Annotated in this window: 12 protein-coding genes; 4 read left to right on the top strand and 8 right to left on the bottom strand. The window is 72.1% G+C overall.

What is annotated here, in order from left to right; all coding sequences use genetic code 11:
* Positions 1 to 1716, bottom strand: a complete 1716-nt coding sequence (gene metG / locus ACFY1J_RS29280) for a methionine--tRNA ligase (RefSeq protein WP_390708238.1) — start codon at positions 1714 to 1716, stop codon at positions 1 to 3.
* A gap of 150 nt (positions 1717 to 1866) precedes the next feature.
* The gene (locus ACFY1J_RS29275) at positions 1867 to 3555 is read right to left on the bottom strand and encodes a VWA domain-containing protein (protein ID WP_390732270.1); all 1689 of its coding nucleotides are present in this window, start codon (positions 3553 to 3555) and stop codon (positions 1867 to 1869) included.
* 217 nt (positions 3556 to 3772) lie between these two features.
* Here ACFY1J_RS29275 and ACFY1J_RS29270 point away from each other — a divergent pair, with 217 nt between their 5' ends.
* Positions 3773 to 5845 (top strand): PhoX family protein, encoded by a 2073-nt coding sequence (locus ACFY1J_RS29270; protein ID WP_390732269.1) that lies wholly within the window; start codon positions 3773 to 3775, stop codon positions 5843 to 5845.
* Positions 5846 to 5929: 84 nt separating this feature from the next.
* Here ACFY1J_RS29270 and ACFY1J_RS29265 read toward each other — a convergent pair whose 3' ends face one another.
* From ACFY1J_RS29265 to ACFY1J_RS29255, 3 genes are all read right to left on the bottom strand, one after another.
* A complete protein-coding gene (locus ACFY1J_RS29265; protein ID WP_390708548.1) occupies positions 5930 to 6856 on the bottom strand; it encodes an endonuclease/exonuclease/phosphatase family protein in 927 nt (308 codons plus the stop codon).
* A 116-nt stretch (positions 6857 to 6972) separates the two neighbouring features.
* Positions 6973 to 7896 carry a hypothetical protein gene (locus ACFY1J_RS29260; protein WP_390708235.1) on the bottom strand — a complete coding sequence of 308 codons (924 nt, stop codon included), beginning with the start codon at positions 7894 to 7896 and terminating at the stop codon, positions 6973 to 6975.
* A 318-nt stretch (positions 7897 to 8214) separates the two neighbouring features.
* A complete protein-coding gene (locus ACFY1J_RS29255) occupies positions 8215 to 8661 on the bottom strand; it encodes a hypothetical protein (protein WP_390708234.1) in 447 nt (148 codons plus the stop codon).
* 80 nt (positions 8662 to 8741) lie between these two features.
* Between ACFY1J_RS29255 and ACFY1J_RS29250 the strand changes: the two genes are divergently transcribed.
* Complete coding sequence (locus ACFY1J_RS29250; protein WP_390708233.1) at positions 8742 to 9935, top strand: PP2C family protein-serine/threonine phosphatase; 1194 nt, start codon at positions 8742 to 8744, stop codon at positions 9933 to 9935.
* An 86-nt stretch (positions 9936 to 10021) separates the two neighbouring features.
* Positions 10022 to 11077 carry a hypothetical protein gene (locus ACFY1J_RS29245; RefSeq protein WP_390732268.1) on the top strand — a complete coding sequence of 352 codons (1056 nt, stop codon included), beginning with the start codon at positions 10022 to 10024 and terminating at the stop codon, positions 11075 to 11077.
* Positions 11078 to 11117: 40 nt separating this feature from the next.
* Here ACFY1J_RS29245 and ACFY1J_RS29240 read toward each other — a convergent pair whose 3' ends face one another.
* The 3 genes from ACFY1J_RS29240 to ACFY1J_RS29230 form a co-directional block, all read right to left on the bottom strand.
* On the bottom strand, positions 11118 to 13085 hold the full coding sequence (locus ACFY1J_RS29240) for a YncE family protein (RefSeq protein ID WP_390708231.1): 1968 nt from the start codon (positions 13083 to 13085) through the stop codon (positions 11118 to 11120).
* Positions 13086 to 13212: 127 nt separating this feature from the next.
* A complete protein-coding gene (locus ACFY1J_RS29235; RefSeq protein WP_390708230.1) occupies positions 13213 to 14454 on the bottom strand; it encodes an amidohydrolase in 1242 nt (413 codons plus the stop codon).
* 73 nt (positions 14455 to 14527) lie between these two features.
* Positions 14528 to 14683, bottom strand: coding sequence for a hypothetical protein (locus tag ACFY1J_RS29230; RefSeq protein WP_390708229.1), 156 nt, complete (start codon positions 14681 to 14683; stop codon positions 14528 to 14530).
* A 156-nt stretch (positions 14684 to 14839) separates the two neighbouring features.
* Between ACFY1J_RS29230 and ACFY1J_RS29225 the strand changes: the two genes are divergently transcribed.
* Positions 14840 to 16183, top strand: coding sequence for a tetratricopeptide repeat protein (locus tag ACFY1J_RS29225; protein ID WP_390708547.1), 1344 nt, complete (start codon positions 14840 to 14842; stop codon positions 16181 to 16183).
* The last annotated feature ends 228 nt before the right edge of the window (positions 16184 to 16411 follow it).

The following is a 16411-nucleotide window of genomic DNA, read 5'->3' as shown; positions in this document are numbered from 1 at the left end:
TCATCCCTCCTGGCCGCCGAAGCGCTCCTTGTACGTCTCCAGGTCCTCGTCCGTCAGCTTGGCGAACAGCACCGGCGGGACCGTGAAGGGCGTGCCGGCCGGGACGGAGGAGAGGGCCTTCGCCTCGTCCGCCGAGACCCACACGGCCGAGTCGTCCTTCAGGTCGAACGCCGCGCGCATCGTGGCCGCCGAGCTGGGGATGAGGGGCTCCGAGACCACCGCGTACAGGTGGATCAGGTTCATCGCCGTGCGCAGGGTGAGGGCCGCGCCGTCCTTGTCGGTCTTGATCTCCAGCCAGGGGGCCTTCTCCTCCAGGTAGGAGTTGCCGGCCGACCACAGGGCGCGCAGCGCGGCGGACGCCTTGCGGAACTGGAGGGCCTCCATGTGCTCCTCGTACTCCGCGAGGAGACGCGCGATCTCCTCGCCGAGCTTCGCCTCCGCCTCGCCCGGCTCGCCGCCCGCGGGGACGTCGTCGCCGAAGCGCTTGCGGGAGAAGGACAGGACACGGTTGACGAAGTTGCCGAGGGTGTCGGCGAGGTCCTTGTTGACCGTGGCGGTGAAGTGCTCCCACGTGAAGGAGGAGTCGTCGGACTCCGGGGCGTTCGCGATGAGGAAGTAGCGCCAGTAGTCGGCCGGGAGGATCTCCAGGGCCTGGTCGGTGAAGACACCGCGCTTCTGGGACGTGGAGAACTTTCCGCCGTAGTACGTCAGCCAGTTGAAGGCCTTGACGAAGTCGACCTTCTTCCACGGCTCGCGCACGCCCAGCTCGGTGGCCGGGAACATCACCGTGTGGAAGGGGACGTTGTCCTTCGCCATGAACTCCGTGTAGCGGACGTCGTTGTCGACGTCGTACCACCAGGACTTCCAGTCGCGGGTCTCCGGGTCCTGGTCCGACCATTCCTTCGTCGCGCCGATGTACTCGATCGGGGCGTCGAACCAGACGTAGAAGACCTTGCCCTCGGCGGCCAGCTCCGGCCAGGTGTCGGCCGGGACCGGGACGCCCCAGTCCAGGTCACGGGTGATCGCGCGGTCGTGCAGGCCCTCGGTCAGCCACTTGTGGGCGATGGAGGACGCCAGCTGCGGCCAGTCGTTGTCATGGCGGGCGACCCACTCCATGACCTCGTGCTGGAGCTTCGACTGGAGCAGGAAGAGGTGCTTGGTCTCGCGGACCTCCAGGTCCGTGGAGCCGGAGATCGCCGAGCGCGGGTTGATCAGGTCGGTGGGGTCGAGGACGCGGGTGCAGTTCTCGCACTGGTCGCCGCGGGCCTTGTCGTAGCCGCAGTGGGGGCAGGTGCCCTCGACGTAGCGGTCCGGGAGGAAGCGGCCGTCGGTGGGCGAGTAGACCTGGCGGATCGCGCGCTCTTCGATGAAGCCGTTCTCGTTGAGGCGGCGGGCGAAGTGCTGGGTGATCTCGACGTTCTCGGGGGACGAGCTGCGGCCGAAGTAGTCGAAGGCCAGCGCGAAGCCGTCGTAGACCGCCTTCTGGGCGTCGTGCGCCTGGGCGCAGAACTCGGCGACGGAGAGGCCCGCCTCCTTCGCGGCCAGCTCGGCGGGGGTGCCGTGCTCGTCCGTCGCGCAGATGTAGAGCACGTCGTGCCCGCGCCGGCGGAGGTACCGGGAGTACACGTCCGCCGGGAGCATGGACCCCACCATGTTGCCCAGGTGCTTGATCCCGTTGATGTACGGAAGGGCGCTGGTGATGAGGTGTCGAGCCATCGGGGGCTGCTCCCAGGTCGCGGTCGCTGTGTGTACGAACCTTGAAATCGTAGCCGACATGTGTATGCCGCCCGCTTCCCGTTTTACGGGGTGAGAAGCGGGCGGCATGGGGTGGGTGTGGCTGTTCGGTTATGGGGCGTGCACGGGGAGTTACGGGCGCCAGTTCGCCAGTACGCCCTCGTACAGCTCCGTGTCCGTGAGCTCACGGGGGGTCGGGCCAGCGTGGAAGAACGACGTGTTGTCCGTCTTCAGCTTGCGGAGGTAGTCGAAGGCCTTGTTGTCGTGCTCACCGAAGGCGACGAAGGAGAAGAAGACGGCGGGGTGGGTCTTCGCGGCGGCCGTGAGGGACTGGGTGGCGGGGGTCTTGGCGTCGGGGGCGCCGTCCGTCTGGAAGACGACCAGGGCGGGGGCCGTGGCGTCGTTTTCCTTGTCGTGGTGGGCGAGTACGGCTTCCACGGCGGCGTGGTAGCTGGTGCGGCCCATGCGGCCGAGGCCGGCGTGGACCTCGTCGATCTTGTTCTCGTGGGCGGCGAGGGTGAGGTCGGTGGTGCCGTCCACTTCCGTGGAGAAGAAGACGACGTGGACCGTGGCCTCGGGGTCGAGGTGGGCGGCGAGGGCGAGGGTCTGCTCGGCGAGGGCCTGGGCGGAGCCGTCCTTGTAGTACGCGCGCATGGAGGCGGAGCGGTCGAGCACGAGGTAGAGCTTCGCTCGGGTGCCGGTGAGGTTGGTGTTCTTGAGGGTGTCTGTGGCTGCGCTGTAGGCGGTGGCGAGGCTTGGGGCGTCGGCCTTCAGGCGGGCGAGGGTGAGTGCGGGTGCGGCCGCCTCGGCTTCGCCTTCGGCGGAGTCGTTCCCACCCGCACCGCCCGTGCGGGTCTCGTCGTCGAGTGCGGGTGGCCCCTGCGGGGCGTCCTCGCCGTCGGCGGCCTCGGATGCGTCGGCCGCGGCGGCAACCGCCTCGGCTTCGCCTTCGGCCGGGTCGTTCCCACCCGCACCGCCCGTGCGGGTCTCGTCGTCGAGTGCGGGTGGCCCCTGCGGGGCGTCCTCGCCGTCGGCGGCTGCGGGTGCGTCGGCCTCGGCGACCACCGGCTCGGGCTCGGGCTCCACTACAGCCTCGACCTCGGCCACCGGCTCCACGACGGGCTCGGGGGTGGCCTCCGGCGTCGGCTCGACGACGGCCTCGGGCTCCGGCTCGGCGGCCGCCACCGGCTCAGGTTCCACGACGGGTTCCGCCTCGGCGACCGGATCCGGCTCGGCCTCGACGGTCGGCTCGGGCTCCACGACGGGCTCGGCCTCGGCCACCGGCTCAGGCTCAACCTCGGCCGCAGCCGTGGGCTCGGGCTCAGCCTCGACCTCGGCTTCAGCCACCGGCTCGGCCGCAGCAGCGGGCTCCGCCTCGACCTCGGCCTCTGGCTCAGCCGCGGGCTCGGGTTCCGTCTCGGCCTCGGCCACCGGCTCGGGCTCAGCCGCGGGCTCCGCCTCGGCCTCGACCTTGGCCTCGGCCACCGGCTCGGGCTCGGCCGCGGGCTCGGGTTCCGTCTCGGCCTCGGCCACCGGCTCGGCCTCGGCCACCGGCTCGGGCTCAGCCGCAGGCTCCGCCGTCCGCTCCACCTCCGCCTCCGTCGGCGTCGGCTGCTTCGGGACCGTGATGTTGTTGAAGGCCGCCGAGACCAGTTCGTGCTCGTCCGAGTCGGACGTGCGGGGCTCGGGGACCTGCGGGGTAGGGGGCGTGACCTGCGGTTCCTGCTCCTGCGAAGGAACTCGTTCCGCACCCTCTGCCTCGGCGGTACGCGTCTTGCGTGACCGGCCGAATGCGTTCCGCAGGAGAGTGAGAATGCCCATGTGCGCAACCCTTCGCGTGAGTTGATGCCCGTCAATCCCTGGCCAGGACGGACACGTAAGGTTAGCGGCCCTTGGGGGTGATCTTGGGGAGGGTCAGGTTTGCGCCGAGGACCCCCGCTCCCCCGGGTTCACCGTTCGTTCATCCGGCGGCTGTCCGCCCGCACATACGCGCCCCTAACGTCACGCTCACACCAAGGGCACGCAAGGGGAGAGTAAAGTGCGCAAGCTGCTGCCGATCGTCGGAACTCCGTCCGGCTCGCACCCAGGTGGGCGATCCGCCCTCACCTGTCGCTTCCGGTGTGGTGACGCCTGCTTCCACGAGGCTCCCAACACCAGCTCCAACGACTACGTCGGCGATGTCATCGCCGGCACCCTCAGCCGCCGCAGCGCCCTGCGCGCCGCCGCCGTCGTCACGGTGGCCGCCACCGCCGGCGGTGTCGCGGTGGCCGGGGCCCGGCCCGCCGCGGCCGCGACGGACACCTCCGCCACGTACGGCAGGAACGGCGCGAACGGTGCGCGCGGGCTGCGGTACAGCCCCGTCGCCCCCAACACCACCGACGCCGTCGTCGTCCCGGACGGCTACCGGCAGAACGTCGTCATCCGCTGGGGCGAGCCCATCCTGCGCGGCGCGCCCGCCTTCGACCCGGAGAACCAGACCGCGGCCGCCCAGGCCGGGCAGTTCGGGTACAACAACGACTTCCTGGCGCTGCTCCCGCTGCCCGGTGAGCGGCACCGGCAGCTGCTCGTCGCCAACCACGAGTACACCGACGAAGTGCTGATGTTCCGGGGGTACGACCCCGCCAACCCCACCCGTCAGCAGGTGGAGATCGCCTGGGCCGCCCACGGGCTGGGCGCCGTCGTGGTGGAGGAGGACCGCAAGACCGGTGCCCTCACCGCCGTACCGCGGCACCGGCTCAACCGGCGCGTCACCGCCACCACCGAGTTCCGGGTCACCGGCCCCGCCGCGGGCTCCGCGCTGCTGAAGACCTCCGCCGACCCGACCGGCACCAAGGTCCTCGGCACGCTCAACAACTGCTCCGGCGGCACCACCCCGTGGGGCACCACCCTGCACGGCGAGGAGAACTTCAACCAGTACTTCGCGGGCGGCAGCCGCGCCACCGACAAGCGGTACGGCATCGGCACCGGGGCCACCGAGCGCAAGTGGGAGCGTTTCGACAAGCGCTTCGACCTGGCGCAGGAGCCCAACGAGGCGCACCGGTTCGGCTACGTCGTCGAGCTCGACCCGTACGACCCGGAGTCCACGCCCCGCAAGCACACCGCCCTCGGCCGGTTCAAGCACGAGGCCGCCACCGTCCGGCTCACCGACGACGGACGGCCCGTCGTGTACTCCGGGGACGACGAGCGGTTCGACTACTTCTACAAGTTCGTCGGCAGCAAGCGGATGCGCAACGGCAGCAGCCGCGCCGTGCGCGAGCACAACCTCTCGCTGCTCGACGAGGGCACGCTCTACGTCGCCAAGCTCACCGGTGACTCGCCGGTGGCCGAGATCGACGGCAGCGGAAAGCTGCCCGCCGACGGCGAGTTCGACGGCGGCGGCACCTGGATCCCGCTGGCCACCGCCACCGCCCACGAGGCCGTCTCGCACGTGGACGGGATGACCGCGGAGGAGGTCTTCGTGTTCACGCGCCTCGCCGGCGACAAGGTGGGCGCCACCAAGATGGACCGTCCCGAGGACATCCAGCCCTCGCCGCGCACCGGCAAGGTGTACGTCGTCCTCACCAACAACACCAACCGGGGCAAGGCGGGCTCCGCGGCCGCCGACGAGGCCAACCCGCGCAACAGCAACAAGCACGGGCACATCCTGGAGCTCACCGAGCACCGCAACCGGGCCGACGCGAAGAGCTTCGGATGGTCCCTGTTCCTGGTCGCCGGTGACCCGGCCGACCCCGCCACCTACTTCGCGGGCTTTCCCAAGGACCGGGTCAGCCCGATCTCCTGCCCGGACAACGTGGCCTTCGACCCGCACGGCAACCTGTGGATCTCCACCGACGGCAACCAGCTCGGCTCGCACGACGGACTGTTCGGCGTCGCCACGCGCGGCGAGCGGCGCGGTGAGCTCAAGCAGTTCCTGACCGTGCCGACGGGCGCCGAGACCTGCGGTCCGCTCGTGCAGGAGCGCCGGGTGCTCGTCGCGGTGCAGCACCCGGGCGAGCTCGACGGGGCGTCGGTGGAGAAGCCGGCCAGCACCTGGCCCGACGGGCCCGGGAAGATCGTCCGCCCGGCCGTGGTCGCCGTGTGGCGTGCGGACGGGGAGGACATCGGGGTCTGAGACCCTTCGCGTCGACGACGCATACGTGCGTGCGGTGGGGTGAGGTGCGTTCGTCGGCTCCGCCTCACCGCAGCCGGCTCCGGGTCATTTCCGCTGGTGCAGCGTGATGTCGACGACCAGCGCCCGGTGGTCGGTGCCGGTCAGGCCGACGAAGCGGGCGTCGGCCGCGGAGAAGTCCCGGGACACCAGGACGTGGTCGATCTGGGCGCCGAGGACCGGGGAGGTGCGGGCGGGCCAGCTGGGGGTGCGGTCGTGTCCGGCGAGGCGGGCGGCGTCGTACAGGCCGGCGTCGAGGATGCGGCGGAAGGCGGCGTGGTCCTGGGAGGCGTTGAAGTCGCCGGCCAGCACCGTCGGGGTGTCGTCGTCGGCCTCGGCGAAGTCGCGCAACCGGCCCAGCTCACGGCGCCAGACGCCGAGCTGTCCGGGCAACGGGGGCATGGGGTGGGCGAGTTGCAGGCGCACCTGGTGTCCCTGGACGTCGGCGACGGCCCCGGGCATGCCCATCGTGCCGCGGACGCCGTCGGTGCCTTCGAGCGGGTAGCGGCTGAGTAGCAGTGAGCCCGTCGAGCCGTCCGCCTCGACCGCCTGCCGGTGGGGGTAGGTGCCGCCGAAGTCCCGCTCCAGGGTGGCCCGGCAGGTGTACTCGCACTCCTCGACGAACACCACGTCGGGACGCAGCCGTCGGATCTCGGGGGCGAGGGCGCCGGTCGCCCGCCCGAACTCGACGTTCGAGGTCAGCACCCGCAGCCGGGCCAGGGGCGCGCCGGTGGGCTCCGTGCTCTTTCCGTACGGCTCGATGAACCACGCCAGCAGTGCGAGGGCGGCCACCCCCCACACCAGCCCCGTCCACCACCGCGCGAGCAGCGCGCACAGCAGCGCCACACCGGTGGGGAGCAGGAGCCAGGGCAGGAAGGCCAGTAGCTGCGGTACGGGGGTGACACCGTCGGTGTCGGCCAAGCGGCAGCCGACGACCGCGCTCACGCCGGCCAGCAGCAGGGCGGCACACCACACGCGGAGCCCTCGCCCCGCTCGCCGGGGGTGGTCGTCCCCGTACTCCCCGTTCGGACCGAACGGCCTTGTCCCGGAACCCCGGAAGGGCTGGTAGGTCACGAGGCCGAGGGTACGCGTCACACCTCGGCGCGGGTGGGAGCCGGGGTGGCTGCTGTCGCGGCCGCGCGGCGGCGTCGTACCAGGCGCACCGCGCGCACGTACCGGGTGAGCCAGGCGGTCAGCGCCACCGTCAGGCCGAGGCCCACCAGCAGCCAGGACACCGTGCGCAGGGTGGCCGTGAGCGCGTCGTAGACGGCGCCCGCGGCCGCGTGGGGGACGTCGGCGGGCAGGTCGGCGAGGGTGAGACCGCGGCCGACGGCGAGGGCGAGGGCGAGCAGGGCGCCGCCCAGGGCCGTCCCCAGGCCGGTGGCGACGATCGCGCGGCGGCGGCGGACGGCGAGCGCGATCCCGGCGACGGCGAGGACCACGGAGGCGACGGGGAGCCAGAAGCCGGCGACTTCGAGCACGTGGAAACCCTTCCGGAACGGGGTCAGTCGGCCCGCCGGGAGCACGGCGACCGCGGTGTGCTCGACGGGGATGCGGGCCGCGAGCGGCACATGGTCCTGGGCGAGTTGCTCCTTGACCTGGGCGGTGACGGGGGCCAGATCGACGAACACGGCGCTCTCGCCCCCGCCGTTCTCGTCGCGCAGCGCCCGCAGGACGGCGTCGTGCGTGGCCCGGTTGCCCGCGTCCCAGGCCAGACGGAAGGCCCGGGTCTGGGTGAAGGAGCGCACCGCGTCGTGCACGAAGGGGCCGACCGTGCCGCGCATCCGGCGTGTGTCGAACCGGTCGTCGACCTCGCGCATGATTCCGGCCCCCACCGTGTCCGCCACGGCGTCCCGCACGTCCGGGTCGGTGGCGAGGGGCGCCATCGTCGTGACGTACCGGCTGGTGTCGGCGAGCGTGTACGCCGCCCAGGCCGCCAGCACGCCGAACGGCACGAGGAGGCAGGACAGGGCGATCAGCGCCGCCGACAGGGCGCTCCTGAGGCGTGGGGGCACGCTTTCAGGCAAGGGCCTGGGGGCCGGGAGCGCGAGCGGTGCGCCCGCATTCGGGGGCATTTGGGGCAACGGGTCCAACCGAACGGGGGTCGCCCCGACGGTCCCTTCGGCGGGGCGGCGACCATGCCCTCCGGTGGAGGGATCACCCAATCGGGTGTTTCCTGGTGGTGGGGAGGGACGGGCTTCGGCCCGGCACTCGCGTGGACCACCGCCTGGACGCCGTCGAGCATCTGGAGCCTGCTCGGCGGCCGGTGAGGAGGGAACAGGGGAGCGCGTGGGCCCCGGCAGTCCGGCCGGGGCCCACACGTGCCCCACGGATCAGCGGATCCGGTGTCCCGCCGCGTCCTCGTGCGTGTAGTAGCGATAGAACAGCGTGACGAACACGAGCGCACCGATCGCCAGGCCCAGGATCGCGGACTCCAGCGCGGTGTGACCGCGGCCGCTCAGGCTGAACAGGAAGCCGGCCGCGATGCTCGCGAAGGCGCTCCACAGCACCGCGTGCACCTCGCGCGGCAGCCGCGGGGCCAGCGCCTGCAGACCCATGTACACGGCGAAGAACACGATCGCGGTCACGAAGCCGAACAGCAGGTTCCAGCCGGTGATGGGGCCGCCGTAACGGGTGTTGGCCGCGGCCCAGTACCCGTAGATGAGCCCCAGTACCGCGGGCGTCACCCACCTGGCGATCGCATGGGTCCGCTCGCTGAAGACGTCGGGTGGTGCGCCGCGCCGGGTCACCGCACCGGTCGCGGGTGCCGCATGAGCCATGAGAGCACTCCTCTCTCCTCGCCCCCGCCTTCCAGAGCACACCTGGGGGGACCGCCTGGCAAGTCGGAAAAGGGGTCCGGATGCGGCCGGGAGCATGGCGTGTTTGGCTGAGGCGCGTGACCGACGACCCGGACCTGCGGCGGCAGCAATTGCTGCGGATCCATGGGAGAAGCGTCGCCTGGCTGGCGCCGCTGCTGCTGCTCATCGGCATCGCGGTGATCGACTTCTACACCGGCGAGCGGTTCCGGATCACCTCCTGGATCGTCCTGGTGCCCGGTATCGCCGCCGCGATCTGCGGGGTGTGGACCACGGCCGCGTTCGCGGTGGTCTCGGTCGTGGTGTACGTCGTGATGAACAGCGCCTATTCGAACCAGTACCACGCGGGCCTGCCCGACTTCATCCTGGTCGCCGTCGGTGGTGTCCTGGCCACGCTGGCCTGTGCGATACGGCTGCGCGGCGAGCGGCGCATGCTGCACATGCGGGACGTCGCCGAGACCACCCGCCGTACCGTGCTGCGTCCGCTGCCGCCGGACTGGGCGGGGCTGGAGCACGCGGCGGTCTACCTCTCCGCGGACACCGACGCCCGGGTGGGCGGCGACTTCTACGACATCCAGCCCGGCCCGTACGGCGCCCGCGTCCTCGTCGGGGACGTGCAGGGCAAGGGTCTGGGCGCGGTGGAGACCGCGGCCGCGCTGCTCGGCACCTTCCGGGAGGCCGCGTACCACGAACCGGACCTGGTGACCGTCGCCGCCCGCCTGGAGATCCGTATGCTCCGCCACCGCAGCCACACGACCGCCCTCGGCCGCGATGACGCCGACCGCTTCGCCACCGCAGTGCTGCTCGGCTTCTCGGACGACCGGCCCGGCACGGTCGAGGTCGTCAACTTCGGGCACGAACCCCCGCTCGCGGTCGGCCGCGACGGCGTACGCCCCCTGCCGCCCGGCGACCGCCTCCCGCTGGGCATGAACGACCTCGTTCCCACCGACGGCCCGTCTCCCCCGGCCCGTGTCCCCCTCGCCTCGGACGCGACGCTGCTGATCACCACGGACGGCGTGACGGAGGCCCGGGACGGCCACGGTGCGTACTACACCCTCACCGACCAGGTCACCCGCGCCGTCGCCGCCGACCCGGACGTCATCGACCCGCGGCGCCTGGTCGGCCGGGTGCGCGACGGCGTCCTGCGCCACAGCGGCGGTCATCTGGGCGACGACACCACGATCTTCGCGGTCCGCCGGCTCCAAGGAACCGCGTTGGGAGGACGATTGCCGTCCTGACGCCCCCCTTTGCAGCCGCAGCGGTTACGGTGCTGCTCTGACCGATCACCGGGACCGACGACCGCGGACCGACGACAGGGGGGACGATGCCCGGAACCGTGCTGCTGCTCGCGGCCTCGCCGATGGGCCGTGGGCAACTGGTGGACGCGGCCTGCGTGCTCCCCGTCCTCGCGGCCGTCGCCCCCGCCGTGCTCTCCGGCGCGGACACCGCCAACGTGGTCGAACTCGCCGACCCGCTGGAGCCGCAGGCCGTTCTGACCCGGCTGCGCGCCGCCGCGGCCGCCCCCGGTCCGCTGACCGTCTTCGTCGCCGGCCAGCTCCAGCTGGACCGCCGTCAGCGCCTGCCCCATCTGGCGCTGGCCCGTACCACCCCGGCGACCGTCCGCTACACGGCCTTCCCCTGGCACTGGATCCGCGAGGAGCTGCGGCTGCGCCCGAACGGCGCCACGACCCTGGTCGTCGATCTGCACGCGGACGCCGAGACCTGGGAGCACCTGACCGCCCATCCGCTGGACTCCGGCCGCAACAACGCCGTCTACGGTCGCATCGCACCGCCGCCGTCCCGCCGCGGCGCCGGCCTGCCGTCGTACATGAAGGCGGTGGCGACGATCCTGCGCAGTGGACACCGGCCGCCGCTGGAGCAGTTGCACCAGCAGGCGGTCAGCCGGCTGGGGGCGGAGGCCGCCACGAACGTCCTGCTGACCGCGCGGGTGCCGCACAGCGGCGATCCGCACGCGGCCATCGCCGCCGCCGTGGAGGCCGGGCGGCACGCGGAGGCCGACGGGCTCGCCGCGCAGTGGGAGCAGGCCGCGGTGCGCGCGCACGGGCCCGGTTCCGAGGACGCGCTGCACTGGGCCGAAGTCCGCGCGGATCTCGCGATGTTCGCGGGGGACGCGGCGCGCAGCTGCCGTACCTGGCTGACGGTCGCCACCGCCCGGCTGGCCGCCGGACAGGCCGCGGACGCGCCCGCCGTTGAGGCGGCCGCGGACCGGGCGCACCACCAGTGGGGGCGTATCGACGACAGAGCGCGGGCCCGTGAACTCGGGCCCGCGCTCGCGGAGTTGAGGCTCAGGGTGCCGGGGCGGAAGCAGGGTGCGCTGGACCATGTCCAGCAGCAGCTGCGTCAGCTCCAGACCCAGTGAGACCCCGGCCGGTCGGTCGGCCGGTGCCTCGGCCGGTGGCTCAGCTGGTGAACGTGAAGTACTTCCAGGCGCCGTGCGTCGTGGAGTTCACGGTGTCACCGGAGCTGCTGTTGAGGTAGGAGGAGCGGGCCCTGAAGCGCCAGCCGACGTCCTCGCCGTGGTTGCCGCCCAGCTCCACCTTGGACACGCCGTCCGAGCCCAGCGGGAAGTACTGCGAGCCGGCGTCGTACCAGGTGCCCTGGTAGTAGACCTGGAACTGCAGCCGCTGCTGACGGCCCGGGAAGTACGTCATCGTGGTCGTGAACAGCGGGTTCTTGGTCTTGTGGAAGAAGTAGTACGTGTGGCCCCACGTGCTCTTCGTCTTGTACTGCCGGCTGACCGACATGGACACCTTCACCTTGGCGCCGACCGTGCTGGACACGGAGCGCGGCTGGTAGCGGGCGTCGCCCGTGAACTTCGCCGTGACCTTGGTGTCCCGCTTCAGGTCCAGGGTGACCGACAGGTTGCCGCTGGAGTTGACCGTGCCCTTCTTCACCAGCTTGTTGGGCTTGTCCGAGCCGAACGGGTCGGCCCAGATCTCCACGGTGCGGTTCTTGTACGTCGACCCGAGGTGCGCCGTGAACTTCACGTCGGCGCCGTACGAGTACACCTTGCCGTTGTTGTCGACTGTCAGCGTCGGCTTGGCCCGCGAGACGTCGACGGTGTCGGAGGCCTTCGCGGCGGCGTGGTCGGCGTCGCCCGCGTACGCCACCGTGTACTTCACCTTGCCGCCGGCCGGCGGGGTGTCGGTGAAGGAGTAGGTGCCGTCGGCCTTGACCGTCACCGGGGTGAGGGCCTTGCCGTTCGGGGACTCCAGGTCGGTGCGGGTGACCGTCAGCTGGGCGCCCGCGGGGAGCGCGATCGTCGAGGTCGCCTTGCCGGTGACGGTGAGCTGCTTGGCGCGCGGGGCCGACGCCGGGGCGTTCACCGTGAGGGTGGTGGCCGCCTTGGCCGGGGCGTCGAACTCGCGCAGCGAGTACACGCCCTCGCTGTTGGAGGTCACCGCGAACAGGCGGGAGGCGTCCGGTGCCCAGGCCAGGCCGCCCGGGGCGAGGGTGTCGGCACCGGTGGTGTTCCCGGTGTTGGGGAAGTCGTAGGTGCGCACCGCCTCGCTGCTGCCCGGCCGGAAGACGTAGACGTCCGGGTCGTACCAGGCGAAGCTGCCGCCGGCGACGGTCCCGTTGGGGGCGATGGCGACCGAGTTCGGGTAGGCGGTGCTCGTGTACTTGCCGTCCTCGTTGAGGTCGGCGGTCTTGAACACCTGGTGGTAGTAGGGCGCACCGCTGGCCACCACGACGTCCTTGCCGTCGGGGGTGACCTGGAGGTCGCCGAGGTTGCTGCCGGCCTCACGGGTGGACGCCAGCTTCGAGGCGGTGCCCGAGGAGACGTCGTAGGAGGCGATCTCGGCCGGGCTCTGGCCGAGGGCGCCCGCGACCAGGGTGTCGGAGCCCGGTGCCGCGTCCAGGAGCGGCGCCGCGTACCAGCTGTTGTCCTGGCCGAGGGTGACCTCGTGCGTCTCGCTCGCCAGGTCGACGGAGCCGATGTTGCCCTCGGTGGAGCCGCCGTAGCCGAACCAGAGCTTGCCGCCGGCGAGGGCGACGCTGCGCGGCTTGTCGCCCACCGGGTACCGGGTGGACTCGGTGTCGGTCGCGGTGTCGATGACGGCGATCGCGTCCAGGTCCTGCACGGCCGCGTACAGCGTGCCGGAGTCGGCGGACAGCTCCAGGCCGGTGACGCCGGACAGATCGGTGGTGAGCTGCTTGACGACGTTGCCGGCGTAGTCCGTGACGACGATCTTGCCGTTGCTCGGATCGCTGATGAAGACCTGCTGGTGGACCCCGTCCACCACGATGTCGCCGGACTGCTTGATCGGCAGGATCTTGCCGGTGTCGGCGAACGCCGGCGTGGCGGCCAGCGCCGCCGAGCTGAAGAGGACCGCCAGGGTGGTGGCAGCCGTGAGAGTGCGCATACGCACGCTGATTCGAACCCCCCGGGTACGAATGGAGAAAACCGGACGCCACGGAACACGGCTGTTGTGTGTGTCCCCTGTGAGCTATGTGTGGCGGATGCGAGAAGACTAGGTGGGGAACACTAGGTCATGCCACTGACAAAAGGGCGAGCGCCCCCGAGACGAGCGTCCGCACGCCCGGTGCCACGGTGGCGAGGTCGGGCGCGAAGTGCGGGCTGTGGTTGCTCGGCACCTGCTGGACCTTCTCCATCAGCTCGTCGCCGGGCGCCTGCTGCCACACCTCGGCCGGAGTGGTCGTCACGAACCAGTAGGAGTACGGGATCGAGCCCACCGCCAGCTGCGGGAAGTCCTCGCTGCCCATGGCCGCACCCGGGTCGAAGACGGTCCCGGCGCCGAAGACCTCGCCGTGCACGGCGGCCACCCGGCGGTCGGTGTCCGCGTCGTTGACCATCACCGGGAAGGTGGCGTCGACCGTCACCTCCGGCTCGCGCGGGCAGTCGGCGGCCAGGCACTCGCCCCGCGCGATACGCCGGATCGCGGCGAGCATCCGCTCCCGCACCGCCTCGGACTGGGTGCGCAGATTCAGGGCGATGCGCGCCTCGGACGGGATGATGTTGTGCCGTGTGCCCGCCTCGATACGGCCCACGGTCAGCACGGCCGGCTCACGGGCGGCGAGTTCACGGGAGACGACGCTCTGCAGCCGCGTGACCAGATACGCCGCCGTCACCACCGGGTCCACCGTCGACTCGGGCCGCGAACCGTGTCCGCCCCTGCCGTGCACGACGATGTCGACGTCCGTCGAGGCGGACATGATCAGCCCCGGCGCGTGCGGGTACAGCCCGGCAGGTCCCGGCGCCGCGTGCTGCCCCAGCAGCACATCGGGGCGCGGGAACCGCTCGTACAGCCCGTCCTCGACCATGCGCCGCGCGCCCTGCCCGGTCTCCTCGGCGGGCTGCCCGACCGCCAGCAGCGTGCCCGACCAGGTCTCCCGCCCGGCGGCCAGCGCGGCGGCCGCCCCGGCGAGCCAGGTGACGTGCAGATCGTGTCCGCAGGCGTGCATCAGGCCGTCCGTCCGCGAGGCGTACGGCAGCCCGGTCTCCTCCTTGACCGGCAGCGCGTCCATGTCGGCGCGCAGCAGCACCACCGGCCCGTCCCCGTTGCGCAGCACCCCGGCGACACCGGTCCCGCCGACCCCCTCGGCCGTCTCGAACCCGGCCGCCCGCAGCCGCCCGGCCAGCTTCCCGGCGGTGCGGTGCTCGCGCAGGGACAGCTCGGGATGCCGGTGCAGATCCCGGTAGAAGCCCTCCAGGTCCGGGACCGGGAGATCGGCGGTGAGGTCCAGCGCGGTACGAGCGGCGGGAGAGGTCACGAGGTCAGCGTAGGCCCCGGGCGGCCGGCCGACGGCCCGCGGAGACGCGCGCTGTACCAGTCATGGAGCGGCTCTATCGAGCCGTCTCGGCTGTCTGTACGGTCTGCTGGACCGGGCGGGCGTCGGCCGCCCGGGCCGGGCCGGCGTTCGCCGCCGTGATCAGGGCGACCACCGCCACCACGGCGGCGGCCAGGCCCCTGGCGGTGGGGGTCTCCCCGATCGAGCGCATGCGGGAAGGGGGGAGCGTGGAGGGGCGTCCGTAGCGTTCGTGCACGGCAACCTCGCAACAACAGCGACGTGTTAAGCATGCTTAATGCGCGGTTTAACCTAGGGGCTGATGGAGCCCAACGGCAAGGGGCACTGGGGGAGTTGGGGGGAGTTTGCGGTGCAGGAGCGGGATGATCCGGAGATCATCGGGCGGCGGGTGCAGCAGCTGCGCACAAAACGGGGGCTGACGCAGCGGCAGTTGGCCGAGCCCGCTTACACGCCCGCCTATATCTCCACCCTGGAGGCGGGGCGGGTGCGCGCCTCCGACGACGCGCTGCGGCACATCGCCGGGCGGCTCGGGGTCGCCTTCGAGGAACTGGCCATCGGGCGGCCCGCCCACCTCGCCACCGATCTGCGGCTGCGGCTCACCGAGGCACAGCGCACCCTGGCCACCGGGGAGGCCGAGGAGGCGGCCGCGCAGTACGCCGTCCTGTTCGCGGAGGCGCAGACGCACGCGCTCCCGCTGGAGCAGGCCACCGCGCTGCTCGGGCTCGGTGAGTGTGCGCTGGACACCGGAGACCTGGCCGGGGCCCGGGGGCACTTCGAGCGGGCCGAGGAGCAGATGGCCGGGGAACCGCTGCCGGTCCGGGTGCCCGCGCTGCGCGGGCGGGCCGTCTCGCACTACCTCGCGGGTGAACTCCGGTACGCCGTCTACCTGCTGGAGTCCACGCTCGACGAGCTCAACCGCGGCGGTCTGCACGACCCCGACGCCCTGCTGCTCCTGTACGCCAGCGTCATCGGCCCCTACATGGACATGGGCGCCCATGCCCGCGCCGCCCAGGCCGCCGAGTTCGCGCTGGCCCTCGCCCCGCACGTCGCCGACCCCGCGCTGATCGCCCGGATGCACCGCTCCGTCGCCCGCACCCTGCTCGCCGAGGGCCGGGTCGCCGAGGCCGACGCCTCGCTGGCCAAGGCGGCCGAGCTGTACCGCCAGCTGCAACTGCGCACCGAACTCGCCAACTGCCACTGGATGCGCGGGTACGTGTATGCCCAGGACGGCGAACTGGAGCGCGCCGAGGGCGAGTTGCGGGAGGCCATGACCATGCTCTCGGCCACCCGCGCCGCCCTCTACAGCAGCCAGGTCGCCGTCGAACTCGCCGACGTACTGCACCGGCGCGGAAAGTCCGACGAGGCCGCCGAACTGCTGCACGGGGTGCTGGGGGACCTGTCCTCCGAGCGCGGTGCCGTGCACTCCGCCGCCGCGCACCGGCTGCTCGGCATCATCGCCGAGGACGCCCGCGAGACGGAGGCGGCCGAGGAGCACTACGTCCGCGCCCTGAGCCTCCTGGAACGGGCGGGCGCCGCCGGCGACCTCGCCGACCTGTGCCGCCTGCTCGGTGACCTGCTGCGCCGCACCGGCCGCGTGGAGGCCGCGCTGGACGCGTACCGGACGGGACTGGGGCACCGGACGGCCCCGGGCACCACGACGCTCGGTCCGGCGCCGGCGCAGCCGCCTTTGTGAGGGTGGGGGGTTGTTTTCGGGCATGGCGTTGTGTCGGCGGCTCGGTGAACTGCTGCGTTGTACCGGCGCGTGGAGGCCGCATTGGACGCGTACGGGACGGGACTGGGGCACCGGACGGCCCCGGGCACCACGACGCTCGGTCCGGCGCCTGCGCAGCCTCCCTTGTGAGCGTGCGGGGGTTGTTTCGGCCACGGTGTGGTGGGTAGTCGGTAGGCCCCTTCCGACGGG

The sequence above is a fragment of the Streptomyces sp. NPDC001406 genome (assembly GCF_042895285.1).
GTDB lineage: Bacteria > Actinomycetota > Actinomycetes > Streptomycetales > Streptomycetaceae > Streptomyces.
This window is presented reverse-complemented; position numbering and strand designations above follow the sequence as displayed.

Bases quoted from the DNA above. Each gene is read 5' to 3' on its own strand.
- metG (WP_390708238.1), bottom strand. From the start codon at position 1,716: ATGGCTCGACACCTCATCACCAGCGCCCTTCCGTACATCAACGGGATC.
- ACFY1J_RS29275 (WP_390732270.1), bottom strand. From the start codon at position 3,555: ATGGGCATTCTCACTCTCCTGCGGAACGCATTCGGCCGGTCACGCAAG.
- ACFY1J_RS29255 (WP_390708234.1), bottom strand. From the start codon at position 8,661: ATGGCTCATGCGGCACCCGCGACCGGTGCGGTGACCCGGCGCGGCGCA.
- ACFY1J_RS29250 (WP_390708233.1), top strand. From the start codon at position 8,742: ATGCGGCCGGGAGCATGGCGTGTTTGGCTGAGGCGCGTGACCGACGAC.
- ACFY1J_RS29245 (WP_390732268.1), top strand. From the start codon at position 10,022: ATGCCCGGAACCGTGCTGCTGCTCGCGGCCTCGCCGATGGGCCGTGGG.
- ACFY1J_RS29240 (WP_390708231.1), bottom strand. From the start codon at position 13,085: ATGCGCACTCTCACGGCTGCCACCACCCTGGCGGTCCTCTTCAGCTCG.
- ACFY1J_RS29230 (WP_390708229.1), bottom strand. From the start codon at position 14,683: ATGCGCTCGATCGGGGAGACCCCCACCGCCAGGGGCCTGGCCGCCGCC.